The following is a 20,135-nucleotide window of genomic DNA, read 5'->3' on the forward strand; positions in this document are numbered from 1 at the left end:
CCGGATGGGCTAAGGTCGGAGCCGTGAAAGACCGCATTGTTGTGTCCGCCGTCTGCGTCTATGACCAAACCGGCCGCCTGCTGACCGTCCGCAAGCGCGGCACGGACAAGTTCATGCACCCCGGCGGTAAACCCGAACCCGGCGAAACCGCGGCCCAGGCCGCCTCGCGTGAACTGCTGGAAGAGGTGGGCATCGCTGTGGCGCCGGAAGACCTCCGCCTCATGGGCGTGTGGCTTGCCGACGCCGCCAACGAGGCAGCCACGGACATCGAGGCCACGGTTTTCGCCGCTCCGGGCACGTGGAGTGCGCACCCCTCAGCGGAGATAGCCGAAATCCGCTGGCTCGACCTGGCCGGCGAGCTGCCGCCCGACCTTGCACCGCTGCTGACGGACCACATCCTGCCCGCCCTCGCCGCAGGCCAGGCCCGGGGCAGCGCCCGGGGCCCGGTGCAGGGCCGGGCCTAGAACTCCGGAACGGCCTCTTCCACGACGGCGCTGGCTTCGGCGAACTGCGTGCGGTAGAGCTCCGAATAGCGGCCTTCCGCGGCGAGCAGCTCGGTGTGGGTGCCGCGCTCCACGATGGTGCCGTCCTCCACCACCAGGATCATGTCCGCGGCGCGCACGGTGGACAGCCGGTGGGCGATGACGACGGCGGTGCGGCCCTCGAGCGCCGCCCCCAGGGCAGCCTGCACGGCCGCCTCATTGGTGGAATCCAGGGCTGCCGTGGCCTCGTCCAGGATCACTACCCGCGGCTGCGCGATCAGGAGCCGGGCAATCGTGAGGCGCTGGCGTTCGCCGCCGGAGAGCCGGTAGCCGCGCTCCCCCACCACCGTATCGAGGCCGTCCGGCAGGGACCGGATCATGTACTCGAGCCGGGCCCGGCGCAGCACATCCCACATGTCTTCTTCGGTGGCGTCCGGACGGGCCAACCGCAGGTTGGACGCGATGGATTCGTGGAACAGGTGGCCGTCCTGGGTCACCATGCCCAGCGTTGCCCGCATCGAATCAAAGGTGGCGTCACGGACGTCCAGCCCGCTTCCGGGCGTGGTGCCGCCAAGGCGCACGGCGCCGGAGTCGACGTCGTACAGGCGTGAAAGCAACTGGGCGATGGTGGACTTGCCGGCGCCGGAGGATCCCACGAGGGCCACGGTCTGGCCGGGTTCCACCCGGAAGCTGATGCCGTGCAGCACTTCTTCGCCGCCGCGGGTGTCCAGGGTGGACACGTCCTCAAGGGACGCCAGTGACACCTTGTCAGCGGAGGGGTAGGCGAAGCGGACGTCGTCGAACTCCACGGACACCGGTCCCGGCGGCACCTCCACGGCGTCGGGCTTCTGCTGGATGAGGGGCTTGAGGTCCAGGATCTCGAAGACCCGCTCGAAACTGACCAGTGCGCTCATGATCTCCACCCGTGCATTGGATAGGGCGGTGAGCGGCGCATAGAGGCGCGTGAGCAGCAGTGCCAGCACCACGACGTCGCCCGCGGCCAACTGCCCCTGCAAGGCGAGGAAGCCGCCCAGCCCGTACACGAGGGCGAGCGCCAGCGCCGAGACCAGGGTCAGTGCGGTGACAAACGTGAACTGGAGCATGGCGGTCCGTACGCCGATGTCCCGGACGCGGCCGGCACGGACGGCGAACTCGCGGGATTCCTCGTCGGGGCGGCCGAAGAGCTTGACCAGCGTCGCTCCGGGCGCAGAGAAGCGTTCGGTCATCTGCGTGCCCATGGCGGCGTTGTGTTCGGCGGCCTCGCGCCGAAGGTCGGCCAGTTTGGACCCCATCCGGCGTGCCGGGATGAGGAAGATCGGCAGCAGGATCATGGCCAGCACGGTCACGAGCCAGGACTTGCCCAGCATCACCACGAGGGTCAGCGCCAAAGCCACCACGTTGCTGACCACGCCTGACAGCGTGCCGGCGAAAGCGGACTGCGCGCCGATGACGTCGTTGTTCAGCCGGCTGACCAGGGCTCCGGTCCGGGTGCGGGTGAAGAAGGCGATGGGCATCTTCTGGACGTGGTCGAACACCTTGGTGCGCAGGTCCACGATCACGCCCTCGCCGATGGTGGAGGACAGCCAGCGCGTCACGAGCCCAAGCCCGGCTTCGGCGACGGCCACGACGGCGATCAGCACGGCCAGCCGGATCACCACGTCGACGCCCACGCCGGCGATGATGGCGTCCACCACCTGGCCGGCAAGGACGGGTGTGGCCACCGCAAGGACTGCCGTAGCGATGGACAGCAGCACGAAGGCGATCAGCTTGCCACGATGCGGCCGGGCGAAGCCGAACACGCGCTTCAGGGTGGCCTTGGAGAACGGCTTGGAACCGCTGGAGGCCCGTGTGATGTTGTAAAGGGAGCTCCAGGCTACCCGGTCCATGCTCATCTTGGCTGGCCTTTCGTGGCGCGTTCATTGGCTCGGTCCGTGCCGCCGTGCGGCGATCCTGAGTCGGCGTGCTGTTCGGTCACCACGCCGTCCTCGACATTCCACCGGACGTCCAGGCGCACGTTTTCCAGCAGCCGCCGGTCGTGGGTCACCAGGAGCAGCGCGCCGTCGTAGCTTTCCAATGCTTCTTCGAGTTGCTCGATCGCGGGCAGGTCCAGGTGGTTGGTGGGCTCATCGAGGACCAGCAGGTTCACGCCGCGAGCCTGCAGCAGCGCCAGCGCCGCGCGGGTCCGCTCGCCCGGGGAGAGCGAGTCGACCGGGCGGGAGGTGTGGTCCGCCTTGAGGCCGAATTTGGCGAGCAGGGTGCGGACCTCCGCCGGGGTCAGCTCGGTCAGGACAGCTTCGACGGCGTCACCCAGCATGAGATGCCCGGCCAGCAGGCCGCGGGCCTGGTCGATCTCGCCGACAGCTACCGAAGCGCCCATCGCGGCGTTGCCGGAATCGGGCTCCCGGATCCCCAGCAGGAGCCGCAGGAGCGTGGACTTGCCAGCTCCGTTGGGCCCCGTGATGCCGATCCGCTCCCCCGCGTTGAGCTGCAGGTTAACGGGCCCGAGGGTGAAGTCGCCCTGGCGGACGACGGCGTCGCGCAGCGTTGCCACCACTGCGCTGGACCGCGGCGCCTGGCCAATGCTGAACTGCAGCTGCCACTCCTTGCGGGGTTCCTCGACTTCGTCGAGGCGGGCGATCCTGGATTCCATCTGCCGCACCTTCTGGGCCTGCTTCTCCGATGATTCGGTGGAAGCCGCACGGCGGATCTTGTCATTGTCCGGACTTTTCTTCATGGCGTTGCGCACGCCCTGGGAGCTCCACTCGCGCTGCGTCCTGGCACGAGAGACCAGATCCGCCTTGGTGGAGGCGAACTCTTCGTAGCGCTCCCGGGCATGACGGCGCGCCACGGCGCGTTCCTCCAGGAATGCCTCATATCCGCCGTCGTACACCGCCACGGAGTTCTGTGCCAGGTCCAGCTCCACGATGGTGGTGACGCAGCGGGCCAGGAATTCACGATCATGGGACACCAGCACCACGCCGCCGCGGAGGCCCTGCACGAATGATTCAAGCTTGGCCAGTCCGTTGAGGTCCAGGTCGTTCGTGGGCTCATCGAGCAGCACCACGTCGAAGCGGCTTAGCAGCAGGGCAGCCAGCGCCACACGGGCAGCCTGCCCGCCGGAAAGTCCGGTCATGAGGGCGTCCGGCCCCACCTCCAGCCCCAGGTCGGCAAGGACCGGTGCGATCCGCTCGTCAAGGTCCGCCGCGCCGGAGGCCATCCAGCGGTCGAATGCCAGGGAATAGGCGTCGTCGGAGCCGGGGGCGCCCGAACCGAGGGCCTCCGCCGTGGACTCCATGTCCGCCGTCGCCTGGGCGCAGCCGGTACGGCGCGCCACGTAGTCCGCCACGGTTTCGCCCGGAATGCGTTCGTGTTCCTGCGGCAGCCAGCCAACGAAGGCGTCCGACGGAGCCAGGCTGACCGATCCCGCCAGGCGCTGGTCCACACCGGCCAGCAGCCGGAGCAGGGTGGATTTGCCGGCGCCGTTCGCACCCACAACGCCCACAACGTCGCCCGGCGCCACCGTGAGGGAAAGTTTTGAGAAGAGTGTGCGGTGGTCGTGACCGCCCGAAAGGTCTTTGGCAACAAGGGTTGCAGTCATTAGTCCATCCTCTCACTGCGGCCCAAAACGGCCTGAAATGCCGCCGGGCATGGAAGAACCCGCTGGTCCGGACTTGGGGGGTGTACGGACCAACGGGTTCGACCATTTAGCATAGTTCATATACCCCCCGCCGTAAAATCGACCGACCACAACCGACCGAGCCACCCTGCAGGAAGCCATACATGCCACTCCCCGCTAAGGCGTTCCAACGCTGGCTTCACGGAATCGCGCCCCAGGCGAGCACTGCCGACATCTGCAGGATCTCCGGGGTCAAGCGGACCACCCTGGCGCAGCAGCTGGTCCGCGGGAAGGTGGCCGAAAGCACCGTTGTCAGCATCAGCCGGGCCTTCAACATCAATCCCGTATCGGCACTGGCCACATTCCAGAACTACAGCGAGCTGACCGGAAGCCCCTTACCTCCCACTGCCGCGGAGCTGGTCAGCCAGATCGCCACCATGGATCTGCTGAAGGCGGTCATTGCCCGCTCCGCCGGGGCGGGAGGGGACGGAGCGGACCAGCCGCAGCCGGCCCCGCCCCTGACCACCGTCCCGCATGCAACGTCCGTCAAGAACTGGGTTGATGCGATCGACGACGGCGAGCTGCGGCACCGGGTTTCCTCGGCCACCGGAATCGCCCCGCAGAACTACTCCGCCCAGCTGACTGCCAACCGGTTGACTCCGGAGCTGGCCATCGCCACGTCCAAGGCAGCAGGGGTGGGACTGACCGGGGGCCTGGTAGCCACCGGAATGATCACCGAGGCGGAGGCCGGGTGGCCACCGGGGGCGAGGCAGGCAGCCTTGGATGCTTTGTCCGACGGCGAGCTGGCGACCCTGGCCGGCGACAGGCTGCAGGCGCTTGGGAAGACACTCAAGCGCCAGGAACAAGACCACGAACAAACCAAAACGATCTGGGAGAACCTCGGATGATCGAGATCCTGCAATGGTCCACCCTGGCCGTATGCTGCGCCGCTGCAGTGGCGCGCATTCCGAGTGCGGTCAGGGGTGAGAATAGGTCGCTCTTCTATATTTTCGTGCTGGCCACCCTCGCGATTCTGCTCAGTATCGACGGCCCCTACATCGCCATCGACCAACTGCTCGGCGGCACCAACGTCACCAACCTCGTCCTTCGGTTCGTGATCTACATCGTCATTCTCCTTGCCGGCTACCGCATCGCCAGGGGCTTCAGCGCTCCCAAAAGTGTCCGGCTGATCCTGGGTCCAATGGGGCTTGGTATCTTGGCGGTGATTGCCGCGGCTACCCTAGTGCTCTTCCTTCTGGCTGATACAGACGGCAGCGTCACGGGACTCACCACGCTACCGTCCCGAAGCCCCCGGAATGCGCAGCTAATCGAGCTCTATGCCGCTGCTGGCCGCCTCTATCCGGCGTACGTGGCGGCCTGCCTTCTTCCGGCGACTTTAGCCGCTGCTTCTTCCAGCCTGGCCACGTCAATCCGCTGGGGCGCAGGACTGCTGTCCGTGGCATTTATTGCACTCCCGGCAGGGACGTTCTATCCCCTCTTGCCGGACGAGCTGGGCCCGCTAAAGGCCCTCATCAACTACGTGGCCGCATTGACGCTGGTGGTGGGCCTGCTGACGATCTGGTTGGCCCGCGTTCGGACGCAGGCGGCCGCGCGAAGGTCATCTACTGCAAAGTAGGCTTAGGGCTTTCACAAAATCATTAGAACGTGAGAGAATCATGAAAGTGTGAAAGTGACTGCCGGCTGGCGTCGAGAACGGGGACAATCCGTTCGACTCCGGGCGGCCACTGAGCGCTATTGGGGGGATGAGTGGTGGCGGGCCGTTGGGGACCGCCCCCACTCAGCCTGTTTAACGGCCGGACCACCTCAGCCGCGGGGCCTCAGCGGGCAAACCGCAGCGTGAGCAGCTGGAACGGACGCAACGTCAGCTTGGCGGAATCCCGGCCGGTTTCGACACCCGGGCCCGCTACCGGTCGCTCCAGCAGGTCCACTGCCTGCACTTCCCTGGTATCAAAATTGGCCGTCAAGATCCCCTCGGACCGCTCCCCCAGGGACTCATAGAGACGCACAATGACGTCACCGGACCCGTCCTCCGCCAGCTTCACCGACTCCACCACGATTCCCTGGTTGAACACCGTGAACAGCGGACGGACAGCGTTGGCGCCCCTCACGATCCGCGGGGCCAGGTTGGTCCGGTAGCCCTCCTCCACGGCGTCGGCAATGGCCGCCCCGGGCCTGATGGTCACCAGCAGCTCGTGCCGCCCGCGGTCGGCGTCGGGATCCGGATACTTGGGTGCGCGCAGCAGCGAGGTGCGGACGGTGGTGGTGGTCCCGCCGTCGTCCCTCACAGAGCGGGTGACATCGTGTCCGTAGCTGGAGGCGTTGGTAACCGCCACACCGTAACCCGGCTCCGCCACGTGGATCCAGCGGTGGGCACAGATTTCGAACTTGGCTGCCTCCCAGGATGTGTTGGTGTGGGTGGGCCGGAAGACATGCCCGAACTGCGTCTCCGATGCTGAGCGGTCCGCCCGTACGTCCAGGGGGAAGCCGATCTTGAGCAGCTTTTCGCGTTCCTGCCAATCCACGGAGGTCAGGATGCCCAGCGAGCCGGACCCCGCCTCCAGCGAAATCCGCTGGGTGATCGCGGACGCGCCCGCCAGCCGCTCCACCACGACGACGGCGTCCCAGCCGCCCCGCTCGAGCGTCACCGAATGCGCGTCCGTCAGTGAGGTGACGTTGCGGCGGTAGAACTCGTCGATGTCCCATGCGTCCCACTCGTTGGGCGTATCGCGGTGGAGTTCCAGATGGTTCCCGTACTGGCCGGGGGCGATAGCATCGCGGCCGCTTGCATGGTCGACGAGGGAGGTCACGAGTCCGTTCGAGTCCAGCACGGCCCTGATCACGCCGTTGTCCAGGATGTATCCCCCGGCGTGCTCGGTGACCGTCACCGGGTGATCGCTCCGAACAGGTTCGGCGGCCGCCAGAGCGGATACGCCGCTGCGTTCGTGCGGCGCGGCGTTCAGCAGGAACTCGCGGCTGCCCTCACCGAGCATGGCGCGCGCGGCGTCGGCAATGATGGCCTCAAGGGCTTCCGAGATGGCCGCGTAGTTCCGCTCTGCGTCCTGATGGACCCAGGCAATGGAACTGCCGGGCAGGATGTCGTGGAACTGCTGCAGCAGGACCAGCCGCCATAGTCGCTTCAGCTCGGCCGCCGGATAAGCGAACCCGCCGGCGGTGCGCACGGACGCCGTGGCACACCACAGTTCGGCCTCGCGGAGCAGGTGTTCGCTGCGCCGGTTACCCCGTTTGGTCTTGGCCTGGCTGGTGTAGGTCCCGCGGTGCAGCTCCAGGTACATCTCCCCCACCCACACGGGCAGGGACGTGTATTCAGTCTGCGCCTGGGTGAAGAAATTCGCAGCCGTTCCGATCCGGACCCTCGGCGATCCTTCCAGGTCGGCGGTGCGGTGGGCTGCGGCGATCATCTCCCGCGTCGGTCCGCCGCCGCCATCGCCGTAGCCGAACGGGACCAGGGAGACAGTACCGCGGCCGTGATCGCGGTAGTTCCGTTCCGCGTGCGCCAGTTCCCGGCCGCTCAGCTCCGAATTGTAGGTGTCAACGGGCGGGAAGTGGGTGAACAGCCGAGTGCCGTCGATTCCTTCCCAGTTGAAGGTGTGGTGCGGCATCCTGTTGACCTGGTTCCAGGAGATCTTCTGGGTCAGGAACCACTTGCTGCCGGCAGCCTTGACGATCTGCGGCAGTGCAGCCGAGTAGCCGAAGGAATCGGGCAGCCATGCCTCCCGGCACTCCACGCCAAACTCGTCGAGGAAGAACTTCTTGCCTTCGATGAACTGCCGGGCCATGGCCTCACCGCCCGGCATGTTGGTGTCGGATTCCACCCACATGCCGCCGACCGGCACGAATTGGCCCGCCTTGACCTTCTCGCGGATCCGGCCGAACAGCTCGGGATAGAACTCCTTCATCCACGCGAGCTGCTGCGCCGACGAGCAGGAGAAAACGAAGTCAGGAGACTCGTCCATCAGGGCCACGACGTTGGAGAACGTGCGCGCGCACTTGCGGATGGTCTCCCGGACCGGCCACAGCCACGCCGAATCGATGTGCGCGTGGCCTGTGGCGACCAGCTGATGGGCCGAGGCGTACGCCGGGCGGGAGAGAACCTCAGCCAGGGCTGCACGGCCTGCAGCCGCGGTGCCGGGAACGTCGTCCGGATCCATGACGTCCAGCATCCGCTCCAGGGCGCGCAGGATCTCGTGGCGACGCGGCAGTTCCATCGGGAGCTCATGCATGAGTCCGCTGAGCGTCCATACGTCCTGCTGCAGTTCCCACACCGTCTGGTTGAGCTCGGCGATGGCCATGGCGCCCAGCCGGTATTTGGTGTCGCTCCCCGCCGTTGCCTTGTCGCCGTAGGGCATTGCCGCGAAAGTCCACCCCTGGGCAACATCCGGGTTGGCGGCGGCTTCCACGTAGAAGTCCACTGCCATCCCGCTGCCGAGGAGCTTCAGTGGAATGTACTGGTTCCGCGGCGAGATGGCCTTGATGATGGTGCCGTCCGGCCGCCAGGCGATCCCTTCGCACTGAAAGCCCGGGAGCTCCCGGGTGAACCCGAGGTCCACCACTATTTCCACCGCGGTATCGGGAGCCGTGCCCCAGGAATCGGGCACTTCACCCTGCAGCCTCAGCCATTTGGTGCTCCAGGGGCGGCCCCACGCCGATCCGTGCTCCAGCGGCACGAAGTCGTGGCGGAGGGCCTCCAGAACGGAGACAGGCTCGTCCGGAACGTCCCAGGCGCTGAGGTTCAGCGGAACGCTGCGGGAGTACACCGCGGGGTCCACGCGTTCGCGCATGAAGCGGTCAAGACGGACTTCCGTGATGCGGCGGTCGTCGTGCAATGTAGTCCTCTTTAATGCCTGTTGTATGGAAGCTGACAGCTGGTTCGCGGTATGCGCCCAGGCGTTGGCTTCAGCTTATGTGCAAGCCCGTGGACTCAGCCGAAGGAGCGGATCGGCGCGTCCATTCGATGGATAAAATCTACTGCGCCGGGCCCAATAAACCAAGCATTTTGCCCTAGCCCGGCACGGGGGCGGGAGCCGTGACACGGTGGTCTCCGGCATAAACGTTGAGGGTTGAACCCCTGCTGAAGCCCGCCAGGGTCATGCCGCTGGCGGCGGCAAGTTCAACGGCCAGGCTGGAAGGGGCGCTGACGGCGGCGAGCACCGGAATACCGGCGAGTGCCGCTTTCTGAACGAGTTCGAAGGATGCCCGGCCGGAGACCTGCAACACCGTCCCAGCCAGCGGCAGCAGCCGTTCGCGCAGCGCCCAGCCCACCACCTTGTCCACGGCGTTGTGGCGTCCAACGTCCTCGCGCAGGCACAGCAACTCCGTACCGCCGTCGTCGTTGATCCTGAAGAGACCCGCTGCGTGGACACCCCCGGTGGCGTCGAAGACGGCCTGCGCCGCACGGAGCTTGTCCGGGAGCCCGGACAGCGTCTCCACGGGCACGGTCAGCGGATCAGCCGCCGGGCTGAAATGCGACGACTTGCGGACGGCGTCGATGGAATCGGTCCCGCAGATGCCGCACGAGCTTGACGTAAAGATGTTGCGTCCCCTGTCAGGGCGGGCGACGTCCGGCCTGAGCTGCGCTTCCACGACGTTGAAGGTCTGCACGCCGTTCTCATCCTCGCCCGCGCAGAACCGCAGGGAGATGAGCTGATCGGGGTCCCAGATGATGCCCTCGGAGACCAGGAAACCGGCCACGAGGTCGAAATCGTCGCCGGGCGTGCGCATGGTGACGGTAAACGGAAGGGAATCCAGCCGTATTTCCAGCGGTTCCTCCACAGCCAGGACATCCTCCCGGTGCCGCACGGGAAATTCGAGTGACTGGGGTGAACCGTCCAGGACGAACCTGTGGATCTTGCGGCGTTGCGTCATGCGGGCCACGATGCGCTCCTTATAGTGCGGGATATGACCATCATTGCAAGCCCCGACCGCCTTCACCAGCCGGGACCGTTCTAGCCGAGCAGCGCGCTCCAGTCCACCGGCCCGTCCGAAGCTGATGGCTTTCGCGGGGCCTTGCGGGGAGCGGTCTTGGGCTTCGCGGCGGCGGGTTCCGCCGCCTGGATCGGAGCGCCCCAGGGCAACGCGAAGGCGGGCACCGGCTCGCCCAGCTGAACGCCGTGCGGCGGAACAACAAGGACGCCGTCGGCAGCAGCCAGACCGCGCATCATCCCGGGCCCCGTGTGCCGGGCAGGGGACGCCATGCCGTAGAGCAGCCTGAAGGGCATCAGCCGGGTCCGCCCCGGATCAGGCTCAATCATCGCTCCGCATGGCACCTCGTGGACCGGAGGGAGGGTTCCGTGGCCCAGGGCGGCCAGGAGGGGCGCGCCCACCGTGCAGAGGGCCATCATCGCGGCAAGGGGATTGCCGGGCAGGCCAAGGATGAACCGGCCGTCCGGCAGCTCAGCAAGGACGGCCGGGTGTCCCGGGCGCATGGCGATGCCGTCTATCAGCAGGCGCCCGCCCAGTTCCGCGACTGCGCGGCGGAGGTGGTCGGTCCCGGACCCGCCGGTTCCGCCGGTGGTGATGACGACGTCGGCAGGCGCCTCTTCCGCTGCCGGCCCTTCCGGCAGCACGGAACCGTCCGCCACGGCCTGTTCCCCCGGACCGTCGGGTTCCGGCCCGTCGTCTTCCAAGGCAGCCAGCCATTCGTCGTAGCCGTCGCCGATTTTCTCCTGCCCGGCGCAGATGCCACCGAGCATCTCAACCACGGCCCCAAGCTGCGGGCCGAAGGTGTCGCGGACCTTGCCGGGCGCAGGCAGGCCCGCGGTGACCACTTCGGAGCCTGTCAGCAGGATCCTGACCACCGGTTTCCCCTGGACCCGGAGGGAGTCGTGGCCGGCCAGTGCCGCGAGTGCCAGATGGGCCGGGTTGAGGACTGCACCGCTCTTGACCAGGACGTCACCGGCTGACGCTTCCTCGCCCGCCTTCCGGATGTGCTGCCCGTTCTTCGGTTCACCGGGCCTTGCAGCGCCGCCAAGGGCCAGGACGGGGAGCCCGTCCTCGTCCTTGGTCATCATGCCGCTTTCGCTGCGGAGCACGGCCTTGGCCCCCGGTGGTATGAGGCCGCCGGTAACAATGGGACTGGCCTGATGCGGCGCAAGCCTTTGACCGGGTTCGGCCAAAATCCATGGGCCCGCCCCGTTCACTGCCCAGCCGTCCATGGCGGATGAAGCGTAGTGGGGCATGTCCTGGAGCGCCGTAATATCCGCCGCGAGCGTCCGGCCCAGCGCATTCCTGAGCGCCACCGGTCCCGGCGGGATGGGTGTGGCGCAATCGAATGACCTCTGCCGGGCCTCCTGCCAGGTGTGCGCCAAATGGGTGTGCCCGGCACCCGGGGATCCGGCCTCGGCCGCTACGGAACCGGCCTCGGCCTCGACGGTTGCAGCGAGGCGGGAGGAGTCCCCGCGGTCAGGAACGTCGCTGGCGGCGTCACCGCCGTCCGGCGGCGCAGCCGTCATGCGCCGGTGGTCCCGCTGTTGGTGGACGGGCCGGAGGCATGATCGGTCCGAACCGGGCCTGAACCTGCCACGGTGGGCTGTCCGGGCACCGCCGGATCCACTGCTGCATAGTCCATGGCAAGCGCCCGCGCCACGCCCAAGGCAGCCTGCATGGACACCGCGTCCGGGGCCTGCCCCGAACCCGTCGCCATTCCCGCCGCGAAGCCTGCGATGAAGGTGGTCAGCGGCGCCGCCGGCCGCACGACGGAGTGGGCCGCGACACCGGCCAGCGCGAGCACTTCATTGACATCGACCTCGACGTCCTCCAGCTCGAAGGCTTGCAGCAGCGCCCGGCACCAGTCCTCCAGCGTTTCGTCCTGGCTTTTCACTGTTGCCTCCAAACTCAAAATTCGGTTGCGGTGCCACCGCACGGTCCCACCGACGGTGGCTCAAGACCCTTGGCGGGACACCCCTAGCGCGGTGGCATCGTCCCAGGTGTCCACGTCGTCCGTGGCACCGGCGGGGACGGTAACAGTCCGCACGTCAAGCCTAGCAAGGAGGGCGAACACTGATGCCCCGGCAAGCCCCCCGCTCGTCTCCATTTCGTCAACGGAACGTTGTAGCGCAGCTGTGCTATAAAGGCCTGCGAGCGGTTGGCTGCGGCCGTCGAGGGAAGCGGACATGACACCATCCGGCCCTGCAGGGGCCGGGCCGTGGTCTGCGAGGGCGGCCCGAAGGGCGGCAACTGCCTGGTCCGCTTTGGGCATGTCGCAGGCCAGAATCAGCGTCATCGCGGCCCGGAGCGGACCGCGCGCCCGTTCCAGTGCCCCCATACCGGCAGCAATGGCCGCTGCGGGACCCGTAAAGGCAGGCTCCTCGCGGCACGTCAGGACACCGGCAGGCAGTTCGCCGGGATCCGGTCCCACCACCACTGTGGCGCGAGCTCCGGCAGCCGCCGAGAGCGACCGCGACAGGAGGGTGGCGCCGTCGTACATCAGCTGGGACTTGGGCACGCCGCCCAGGCGCGATGACCGGCCGCCCGCCAGGATTAAGGCATCAAACTCCACAGGGCCAGCCTAGCCATTGAGACGGGTCCTGCGCAGGATCGACGCCTCAGGCGGCGGATTCAGGCAGAAGGAAAGGGTCCCACGCAGGGGTGGGCTTTTCCAGCTCCTTGATCTGCCAGATGGTGCCGTGCGGAGGCGCGGGCACAAACCTGAGCTTCCAGCCCATCTCGGCAGGCGTGTGGTCGCCCTTCACGTTATTGCATCGAAGGCAGGCGGCCACAAGGTTTTCCCAGGAGTCCGCACCACCCCTCGATTTCGGATGGACGTGGTCAATGGTGTGTGCTGCCTTACCGCAATAGGCGCAGCGGTGTGCGTCACGGCGCAAAACGCCCCGGCGGCTCACCGCGGTGGTTGTGTTGTACCGCGGCCGGATGTAACGGTTCAGGAGAATCACGGACGGACGGCCCAGGATCTCCTGCGGCCCGACGACAGGATCGTCGCCCTCGGCCACTACGCTAGCTTTTCCGGTCAGCACAAGAACCAGCGCCCGGCGGAAGGTTACAACCGCCAGCGGTTCATATCCAGCATTAAGAACGAGAGTGCGCATGCACATACCTCTTCACGGCCGCGCCCGTCAGGGGCTCGAGGGCCGGCTGCCCTCTGCTTGTCCGGGCGCTATGGATCGACAACACAAGAGTAAACACTCAAGTGGCCGATCACCGAATCGGGTCCTTACCATACACTCCGTGTCGGCAAAAATTCACCTGCCGGAAACGCAGAAGAACCCCCGCCCGGAGGCAGGGGTTCTTCCGGCAAACGTTAGCTGGAGGCTTTAGCCGCCAACGCGGATGAAGACCGGGCCGGAGCCGACGTTGACGCTGAACAGGGAAGTGGTTCCGCCGTTCCAGCCACCGTGCACGGCCTGGCCGTTGCCGACGTATACAGCGATGTGGGCCATGCCCATGCCGCCGTTCTCGTAGTATGCGAGGTCGCCTGGCTGTGCCTCGGCTGCACTCACGGTACGGCCCAGGGAAAGGTAACCGGCCGGCCAGCCGTGGTAGTTGATGCCTACGGCCGCAAGCGCGTTGGTGGCAAGGGCGGTGCAGTCCTGGGCAACGCCGAGCTGGGCGTACGCCGCAGCTGCGATCGAAGCGCCGTTTCCGCTGGCAGCGGCGGGGGCCGCAGGGGCAGCCGGAGCCGCCGGGGCGGACACAGTCTCTGCAACGGCAGCCGGAGCGGCCGCGGGAGCAGCTTCCTGAACTTCAACAACCGGCTTGGGAGCCTCAACGACCGGAGCCGGGGAGGTGGAAACAGCCGGCTTCTCGAAGGAGATGGCGATGCTGGATGCAGCCGAGATGTTGGCCGGAGCGGAAGACTGGACTTCCAGGGTGGAAGCAGAGGTTGCTTCGCGCTGAACATTGGTGTCGGCAGCGTTGGCTGCGATACCGCTCGTCAGGACCAGACCGGAGGCAGCAGCGATAACCGCAGCCTGACGGCCCATGCCACCGGCGTTGTCGCCGACGGCCTTGGCAATGACAGCAAGCGAGTTGGTCTTTGTAACCTCGGCGCGATGCCGTGCGATGGCACGAGTAGTCATTAGTTCTCTCTTTCGTTTTCCTCAGACTGCATGGCAGGCCGCGGTTTTTGGACGCTCCGGCATCTTGGGGGTAAGCCGGAACGGCCCGAACAGGGTTTTTAGCGAAGAACGCGCACTTCAGCGATGGGAAGCGCGTGTGTTAGCGAAGCGTGTAGAACGCAGAGGTGCCCGTGGCGGACACAGCGTGCAGGAGAGTGCCCTGCGAGGGGTTGAGCGCGCTGATCATCATGCCGTTGCCGACGTAGATGCCAACGTGGGCGCCGCCGTTTTGCATGACAAGATCGCCCGGCGCCGGGGTGGCGGTAGGCGTCATGGCTGTCCATGCGTTGGTGCGGGGGATGCTGATGCCGGCCTGTGCGTATACCCACTGCGTGAAGCCTGAGCAGTCCCAGCCGCTGGGAGTGGTACCGCCCCAGACGTAAGGGCTGCCGATACCGGTGTAAGCGATGGCAGCGAGGCCCGATGCTGCTGCGGAAGATGCGGCGTCAGCAAGCTTGCTTGCCTTGGCCTCTCCGTCAGCCTCAGTGGAGGTCTCGCTGGCGTCCGTACCGGTGGACTGTGCCCGAACGGTTTCAACCTTGGGCGCTGCCTTCGTGGTCACTGCCGGACGCTCGAAGGAAACAGTCGCTGTGGGTTCTGCAGTTACGGTCAGCTGGGCCGACTGTGAGCCGGACTCCGTCGAAGCGGAAACGCCCAGGTTGGTATCGGCGGCATTTGCCGGCATCCCAACACTGAGGATCAGTCCGGAAGCAGCTGCGATAACAGCCGCCTGGCGACCTACGGTCCCGGCGTTGGCAGTAACAGCCCTGGACACGGAGTTTAACGGGTTCGTACGAACCGTTTGCGCGCGGTGGCGCGCAGAATTGTGACGTGTAGACACGAAGGTAGCCTCTCCCAATGCCTACGAGGTGAGCTGTCGGATTCGGATGGGAGTCACCCGGCCGCTCGGCTTCCTGGGAAGCGTTGCGACTTAACCCCAAGGTCTTCTTGCGAAGACCAAAATTGGTTCCCCCGCCTCTGCCAGACGATGTAATGCGAACGGACCTTGAGCGGTGGCAGAGTTAGGCAATCCACTCAAGAGCGCCAACTTCGGAAAAGTTGGCGTGCTCTAAACGGTACAGGAATTCCGAACGAATGTCACATTCAGGTCACGACATGTCACAGGAATGCGAGAGCGGCCGATCGTTTGGATCAGAGCCAGCCGAGCGGGTCGACGACTTCGCCGTTGACCATCACTTCAAAGTGGAGGTGGCAGCCGGTGGAGGCGCCGGTGGTCCCGCTGAGCGCCACCACGTCGCCGCGGTTGACCTTCTGGCCAACCTGGACACTGGACGACGAGAGGTGGTTGTACGTGGTTTCCAGGCCGTTGCCGTGGTCAATCACCACACGGTTGCCACCGCCGTAGGGGTGCCAGCCGGAGAAGGTCACGGTTCCGCTGGCGGCGGCGAATACGCTTGTGCCGCACTGGGCCGCGTAGTCCTGGCCACGGTGGAACTCGCCGGCTCCGCCCGTGATCGGGCTAACCCGGAAACCGAAAGGTGATGCGGTGACCATCTGTTCCAGCGGCGCGCCCAGGCTGCCGGTGGATGCCGCGCGGGTGATGGTTCCGGCTGACTGCGCGCTCAGCAACTGCTTGAGCTTGCCGTCCGGATCCCCCTTGGTGGCTACGGCGGTCCGGTTGAAGTCGATCTTGGCGCTGGCGGCAGCGGAGACCTCCGGCTGCGCCGCGACTGATGCGGCGGCGGTGGATCCCGTGTCTGACGTGGAGACCATGGGGCCGGTTGACGGTACGGTCACGGTAAGGACCAGTCCGGTGGCGGCCAGCGCGATGCCCGCCTTCTGACCCACGCCGCTCGCCGAGGCGAAGTCCGTAACCTGGCTGAACAGGCTCCGGCGCCGGCGCGCATCACGGTGTGCGTCGCGCGGCCTGACCGTCATTACGGCTTCGGCCACGGGGTACTCCGAAGCGGGACCTGTCGCCCTGCGGCGGCCCCTGACGGTCTGCGTGGTCAAGAATTATCCTCTCTGGAAAGCCTGCGGAGTTAGCTGTCGGATTCGGGTCAGAGAGATCAAAGACCCGGTCCGCCAATGCAAGGCATCCGACACAGGGGTATCCCAAAGGAATCCTTCGTCGGAGGTGCTTTGCCGCTGACGGACTTCACCCCAAGGCCGTCTTTCAACGGCCGGTTGTGGTTCCCCCGCCTCTGCCAGGAGGTGATTCGTACCTTGATCCGCTGGCAGAGCTCGGCTTCGGATCAGGTAACGCTTTCGTATCGGCGCTAGTCCTCAACTATAGGTGATTAATCAGCACGGTAATAATTCCGTTATCTGCGTCTCAACGTGTTGTAGGTGGTCCTACGAGGTGCACGGTTAGCGGACCGTAACAAATACGTGGGCCGCAACTTCGGGCGGCAGTTCCAGGGCGCCTTCGATCTCGGGTACGCGCACCGAGATGTACTCCCCCACGCGCTCCAGGGCGAGGGACGCCCCCGGCCGGATGCCGCCTTCATCGAGCTGGACCAGCAGCTCCGGCTCAACCTGGATGGGCTCGGCCAGGCGGCTCACGGTAATGCGGGAGTCGGCCCCGTATCCGGCCATGGCGTCAAGAAGGTTCACCACTCCGTCGGTGAACGCGGGAGTGGGCTGTCCGCCAAGTGCCGCCAGGCCGGGAATGGGGTTGCCGTAAGGGGAAACCGTGGGATGGTCCAGGAGCTCGAAGATGCGCCGCTCAACCCGCTCGCTCATGACGTGTTCCCAGCGGCAGGCTTCGTCATGGACATACGCCCAGTCGAGGCCGATGACGTCGGCGAGGAGCCGCTCCGCAAGGCGGTGCTTGCGCATAACCTCGGTAGCCCGTTTCCGGCCTGTTTCGGTGAGCTCAAGGTGCCGGTCGCCCGAAACAACCACCAGTCCGTCGCGTTCCATCCGGCCGATGGTCTGCGAAACAGTGGGGCCGGAGTGGCGCAGCCGTTCGGCAATCCGCGCACGGAGAGCAACGATGTTCTCTTCCTCAAGCTCCAAGATTGTCCGAAGATACATCTCCGTGGTGTCGATCAGATCCGTCATCCAGCTCAGCTCCTCGAGCACAGTCCTTGCGTCAGTCCCACCGTACCGCGCGGAGGCGTTTCCCGTTGGCCGCGGCGAAGTGGACCTGCATCCACCGATCAGCCTTGGGGAACGGCCTCCCGGGATCAGTCCGGCCGGCATCGCGGCCCGCTATACGTCAGGGACCAGCTTAGCCTATTTTGAATTACTCCGGATAATTCGGCGCCGAGCTTCACAGGGACGTACCGCCTGCGCCTCAGGGATGTCTCAGTGACTGGACTATGACGGATACCGTTCCGTTCCCCACCGGCGCGTCAGGCAGAATATAGGGGATTCCCCCGGCAGGAACCCGTGCACTGCCAGGCCTCCCCCACGTCCACGCCGAAAAATTGGAGCCATTGTGAGCGACACCAGCATCACTATCCCCGCCAACCTCCTGCCCAAGGACGGACGGTTCGGCGCCGGGCCTTCAAAGGTCCGTCCCGAGCAGATCGAGGCCCTGTCTGCCGCCTCCGCCACGCTTCTTGGCACCTCGCACCGCCAGGCTCCGGTCAAGAACCTCGTAGGGTCCGTCCGCAACGGCCTGAGCGAGTTCTTCCGCGCCCCGGACGGCTACGAAGTCATCCTCGGAGTGGGCGGCTCCACCGCGTTCTGGGATGTCGCGGCGTTCGGGCTGGTGGACAGCAAGGCCCAGCACCTCTCCTTTGGGGAGTTCGGTTCCAAGTTCGCCTCCGCCACCAACAAGGCTCCGTTCCTGGACGCATCCTCCATCATCAAGGCCGAGCCCGGTACCCGGCCCGTAGCGCAGGCGGAAGCCGGCATTGACGTGTACGCCTGGCCCCAGAATGAGACCTCCACGGGTGTCGCTGCCCCGGTCACGCGGGTTGCCGGCGCGGATGAAGGATCGCTGGTCCTTATCGATGCCACCTCCGCTGCCGGCGGGCTGGACGTCGATGTGTCGGAAGCTGACGTGTACTACTTTGCGCCGCAGAAGAACTTCGCGTCCGACGGCGGCCTGTGGCTGGGCCTCTTCTCCCCCGCCGCCCTTGAGCGTGCTGCGCGGATCAAGGCAAGCGGCCGGTGGATCCCCGATTTCCTGGACCTGCAGACTGCCATCGACAATTCCCGGCTCAACCAGACCTACAACACCCCGGCGCTGGCCACCCTGGTCACCCTGGACGCTCAGGTGCAGTGGCTGAACGTCAGCGGCGGGCTCGATTTTGCCGCGGCCCGTACCGCCGACTCGGCCGGACGCATCTACTCCTGGGCAGAGGCCTCCGAATACGCCACGCCGTTCGTTGCCAAGGCCGAAGACCGTTCAAACGTGATCGCCACGATCGACTTCGACGATTCGATCGACGCTGCGGCCATCGCGAAGGTCCTCCGTTCCAACGGGATTGTGGACACTGAGCCGTACCGCAAGCTGGGACGCAACCAGCTGCGCATCGCCACCTTCGTGGCGATCGACCCTGACGACGTCTCCGCTCTCCTGTCCAGCATCGACTACGTCGTGGGAGAACTGCGCAAGTAAGGAACCAGCCAACGCAGACGCGTTAGCGTTCGACGGCGTCGTCCGGGTTTTGCTCCCGGACGGCGCCTTCGTCTTTGCGCACTCTGCTTTCAGCTTTGCCATCGTGGTTGGGCCCGGCGGATACCAACCGGAAGTAGCGCAGTCCCCGGGCTCGGCGGTTGAATCCGAGCCTCAGCTGCTTGGCCCGGATAATCCACACCATGCCTATCAGCGCGGCCAGCAGCCCGGATGCCGCCGCCACGGACATGGACCAGCGGGGACCGGCAACATTGGCCACCCATCCCACCAGCGGAGCGCCGACGGGTGTGCCGCCCATGAAGATGGCCATGTAGAGGGCCATCACCCGGCCGCGCATCACAGGGTCCGTCGTGGTCTGCACATAGCCGTTGGCGCTGGTCATCATCGTGATGGCAAAAAGGCCTACCGGCACCAGGGCCACGCCGAACCAGAAGTAGTTGGGCGCCAGGGCCGCCAGCCCGGACGTGACCCCGAACGCGCCGGCTGCCCCGAAAATGATCCGGAGCCTGGGCTTGGACCGCCCGGCGGACAGCAGCGCGCCCGCCACGGAGCCGATGGCCATGATGGAGTTCATCAAACCGAAAGCACTGGCATCCAGCCCGAATTCCGTGCCCACCATGGCCGCGATGAACAGGACGAAGTTGAGCCCGAGGGTTCCCACGATGAAGACGGCCACAAGCACCACCACGATATCCGGGCGGAACCGCACATAGCGCAGCCCCTCACGGATCCGGCCCTTGCCGGGAGCCGCCCGGGGAAGGACACGCAGGGATGAAGCCGGTATCTTCCACAGGCTGAACAGGAGGGCCAGGAACGTCACAGTGTTGATCAGGAACACCCACCCCGGCCCCACGGCCACCGTCAGCACGCCGGCCACCGCGGGTCCGATCATCCTGGCCACGTTGAAGGATGCACTGTTGAGTGCCACCGCATTGGGCAGGTAATCGTCCCGCACCAGTTCCGAGACGAACGTCTGCCTGACGGGAGCATCGAGGGCGGAGACAAGGCCCAGCAGTAGGGCAAAGGCGTAGACATGCCACAGTTGGCCGGCACCCGTGACCACAAGGAGCCCCAGGCCCGTGCTCAGCAGCGCCATGGCGGACTGTGTCATCACCAGGAGGTGGCGGCGGTTAAAGCGGTCCGCCACCAGCCCGGCCACGGGTGCGAGGAACAGCTGCGGACCCAGTTGCAGGGCCATGGTGATACCCATGGCCCCGGCGTCGTGGTCTGTCAGGTGGTCAAAGACCAGCCAGTCCTGGGCTGTGCGCTGCATCCAGGTCCCGATGTTGGAAATCAGGGCGCCCACAAACCAAAGGCGGTAATTGAGGACATGCAAGGACTTGAAGGTGGACATCATCGCCGGCCTCCGA

17 protein-coding genes and 2 riboswitches are annotated in these 20,135 nt (G+C 66.1%); of the genes, 4 read left to right on the plus strand and 13 right to left on the minus strand.

Going from position 1 to position 20,135, the window contains the following annotated elements:
• The first annotated feature begins 23 nt into the window (after positions 1 to 23).
• Positions 24 to 464, plus strand: coding sequence for an NUDIX domain-containing protein (locus JOE31_RS18730; protein WP_209747175.1), 441 nt, complete (start codon positions 24 to 26; stop codon positions 462 to 464).
• Here the strand turns inward: JOE31_RS18730 and JOE31_RS18735 are convergent.
• Together JOE31_RS18735 and JOE31_RS18740 are read right to left on the minus strand one after the other, a co-directional pair.
• Positions 461 to 2,374: an ABC transporter ATP-binding protein gene (locus JOE31_RS18735; protein ID WP_209747177.1), complete on the minus strand. Its 1,914-nt coding sequence runs from the start codon at positions 2,372 to 2,374 to the stop codon at positions 461 to 463. The two genes, JOE31_RS18730 and JOE31_RS18735, sit on opposite strands and share 4 nt — an antisense overlap.
• The gene (locus JOE31_RS18740; RefSeq protein ID WP_209747179.1) at positions 2,371 to 4,080 is read right to left on the minus strand and encodes an ABC-F family ATP-binding cassette domain-containing protein; all 1,710 of its coding nucleotides are present in this window, start codon (positions 4,078 to 4,080) and stop codon (positions 2,371 to 2,373) included. The genes JOE31_RS18735 and JOE31_RS18740 overlap by 4 nt, the downstream gene beginning before the upstream one ends.
• A 182-nt stretch (positions 4,081 to 4,262) precedes the next feature.
• On the opposite strand from JOE31_RS18740, the gene JOE31_RS18745 reads away from it, so the two are divergent.
• Complete coding sequence (locus tag JOE31_RS18745; protein ID WP_209747181.1) at positions 4,263 to 5,006, plus strand: hypothetical protein; 744 nt, start codon at positions 4,263 to 4,265, stop codon at positions 5,004 to 5,006.
• The gene (locus JOE31_RS18750; RefSeq protein ID WP_209747183.1) at positions 5,003 to 5,734 is read left to right on the plus strand and encodes a hypothetical protein; all 732 of its coding nucleotides are present in this window, start codon (positions 5,003 to 5,005) and stop codon (positions 5,732 to 5,734) included. Before JOE31_RS18745 ends, JOE31_RS18750 begins: the two co-directional genes overlap by 4 nt.
• A 202-nt stretch (positions 5,735 to 5,936) precedes the next feature.
• Here JOE31_RS18750 and JOE31_RS18755 read toward each other — a convergent pair whose 3' ends face one another.
• From JOE31_RS18755 to JOE31_RS18800, 10 genes are all read right to left on the minus strand, one after another.
• A complete protein-coding gene (locus tag JOE31_RS18755) occupies positions 5,937 to 8,963 on the minus strand; it encodes a glycoside hydrolase family 38 C-terminal domain-containing protein (RefSeq protein WP_209747185.1) in 3,027 nt (1,008 codons plus the stop codon).
• 175 nt (positions 8,964 to 9,138) lie between these two features.
• Positions 9,139 to 10,011, minus strand: a complete 873-nt coding sequence (fdhD, locus tag JOE31_RS18760) for a formate dehydrogenase accessory sulfurtransferase FdhD (protein ID WP_209747187.1) — start codon at positions 10,009 to 10,011, stop codon at positions 9,139 to 9,141.
• Positions 10,012 to 10,082: 71 nt separating this feature from the next.
• Complete coding sequence (locus JOE31_RS18765) at positions 10,083 to 11,588, minus strand: molybdopterin molybdotransferase MoeA (RefSeq protein WP_245199263.1); 1,506 nt, start codon at positions 11,586 to 11,588, stop codon at positions 10,083 to 10,085.
• Positions 11,585 to 11,956 (minus strand): DUF6457 domain-containing protein, encoded by a 372-nt coding sequence (locus JOE31_RS18770; RefSeq protein WP_307864448.1) that lies wholly within the window; start codon positions 11,954 to 11,956, stop codon positions 11,585 to 11,587. Before JOE31_RS18770 ends, JOE31_RS18765 begins: the two co-directional genes overlap by 4 nt.
• Before the next feature lie 60 nt (positions 11,957 to 12,016).
• Entirely contained in the window at positions 12,017 to 12,634 is a 618-nt protein-coding gene (locus JOE31_RS18775; RefSeq protein WP_209747189.1) for a molybdenum cofactor guanylyltransferase, read from the minus strand.
• Positions 12,635 to 12,680: 46 nt separating this feature from the next.
• The gene (locus JOE31_RS18780; protein ID WP_011690663.1) at positions 12,681 to 13,181 is read right to left on the minus strand and encodes an HNH endonuclease; all 501 of its coding nucleotides are present in this window, start codon (positions 13,179 to 13,181) and stop codon (positions 12,681 to 12,683) included.
• 225 nt (positions 13,182 to 13,406) lie between these two features.
• Positions 13,407 to 14,171 carry an NlpC/P60 family protein gene (locus JOE31_RS18785; RefSeq protein ID WP_011690662.1) on the minus strand — a complete coding sequence of 255 codons (765 nt, stop codon included), beginning with the start codon at positions 14,169 to 14,171 and terminating at the stop codon, positions 13,407 to 13,409.
• A 139-nt stretch (positions 14,172 to 14,310) separates the two neighbouring features.
• Positions 14,311 to 14,895 carry a C40 family peptidase gene (locus JOE31_RS18790; protein WP_245199264.1) on the minus strand — a complete coding sequence of 195 codons (585 nt, stop codon included), beginning with the start codon at positions 14,893 to 14,895 and terminating at the stop codon, positions 14,311 to 14,313.
• Positions 14,896 to 15,055: 160 nt separating this feature from the next.
• A riboswitch (cyclic di-AMP (ydaO/yuaA leader) is annotated at positions 15,056 to 15,249 on the minus strand.
• Between the two features lie 113 nt (positions 15,250 to 15,362).
• Positions 15,363 to 16,184, minus strand: coding sequence for a M23 family metallopeptidase (locus tag JOE31_RS18795; protein ID WP_209747193.1), 822 nt, complete (start codon positions 16,182 to 16,184; stop codon positions 15,363 to 15,365).
• Between the two features lie 3 nt (positions 16,185 to 16,187).
• Positions 16,188 to 16,431: riboswitch (cyclic di-AMP (ydaO/yuaA leader) on the minus strand.
• 110 nt (positions 16,432 to 16,541) lie between these two features.
• Positions 16,542 to 17,237, minus strand: a complete 696-nt coding sequence (locus JOE31_RS18800) for a metal-dependent transcriptional regulator (RefSeq protein ID WP_209747195.1) — start codon at positions 17,235 to 17,237, stop codon at positions 16,542 to 16,544.
• A gap of 379 nt (positions 17,238 to 17,616) precedes the next feature.
• Here JOE31_RS18800 and serC point away from each other — a divergent pair, with 379 nt between their 5' ends.
• On the plus strand, positions 17,617 to 18,747 hold the full coding sequence (gene serC, locus JOE31_RS18805) for a phosphoserine transaminase (RefSeq protein ID WP_209747196.1): 1,131 nt from the start codon (positions 17,617 to 17,619) through the stop codon (positions 18,745 to 18,747).
• Positions 18,748 to 18,769: 22 nt separating this feature from the next.
• Here the strand turns inward: serC and JOE31_RS18810 are convergent, their stop codons facing one another.
• Entirely contained in the window at positions 18,770 to 20,119 is a 1,350-nt protein-coding gene (locus JOE31_RS18810) for an MFS transporter (protein ID WP_209748616.1), read from the minus strand.
• Positions 20,120 to 20,135: the final 16 nt, after the last annotated feature.

The sequence above is a fragment of the Arthrobacter sp. PvP023 genome (assembly GCF_017832975.1).
Lineage (GTDB): Bacteria > Actinomycetota > Actinomycetes > Actinomycetales > Micrococcaceae > Arthrobacter.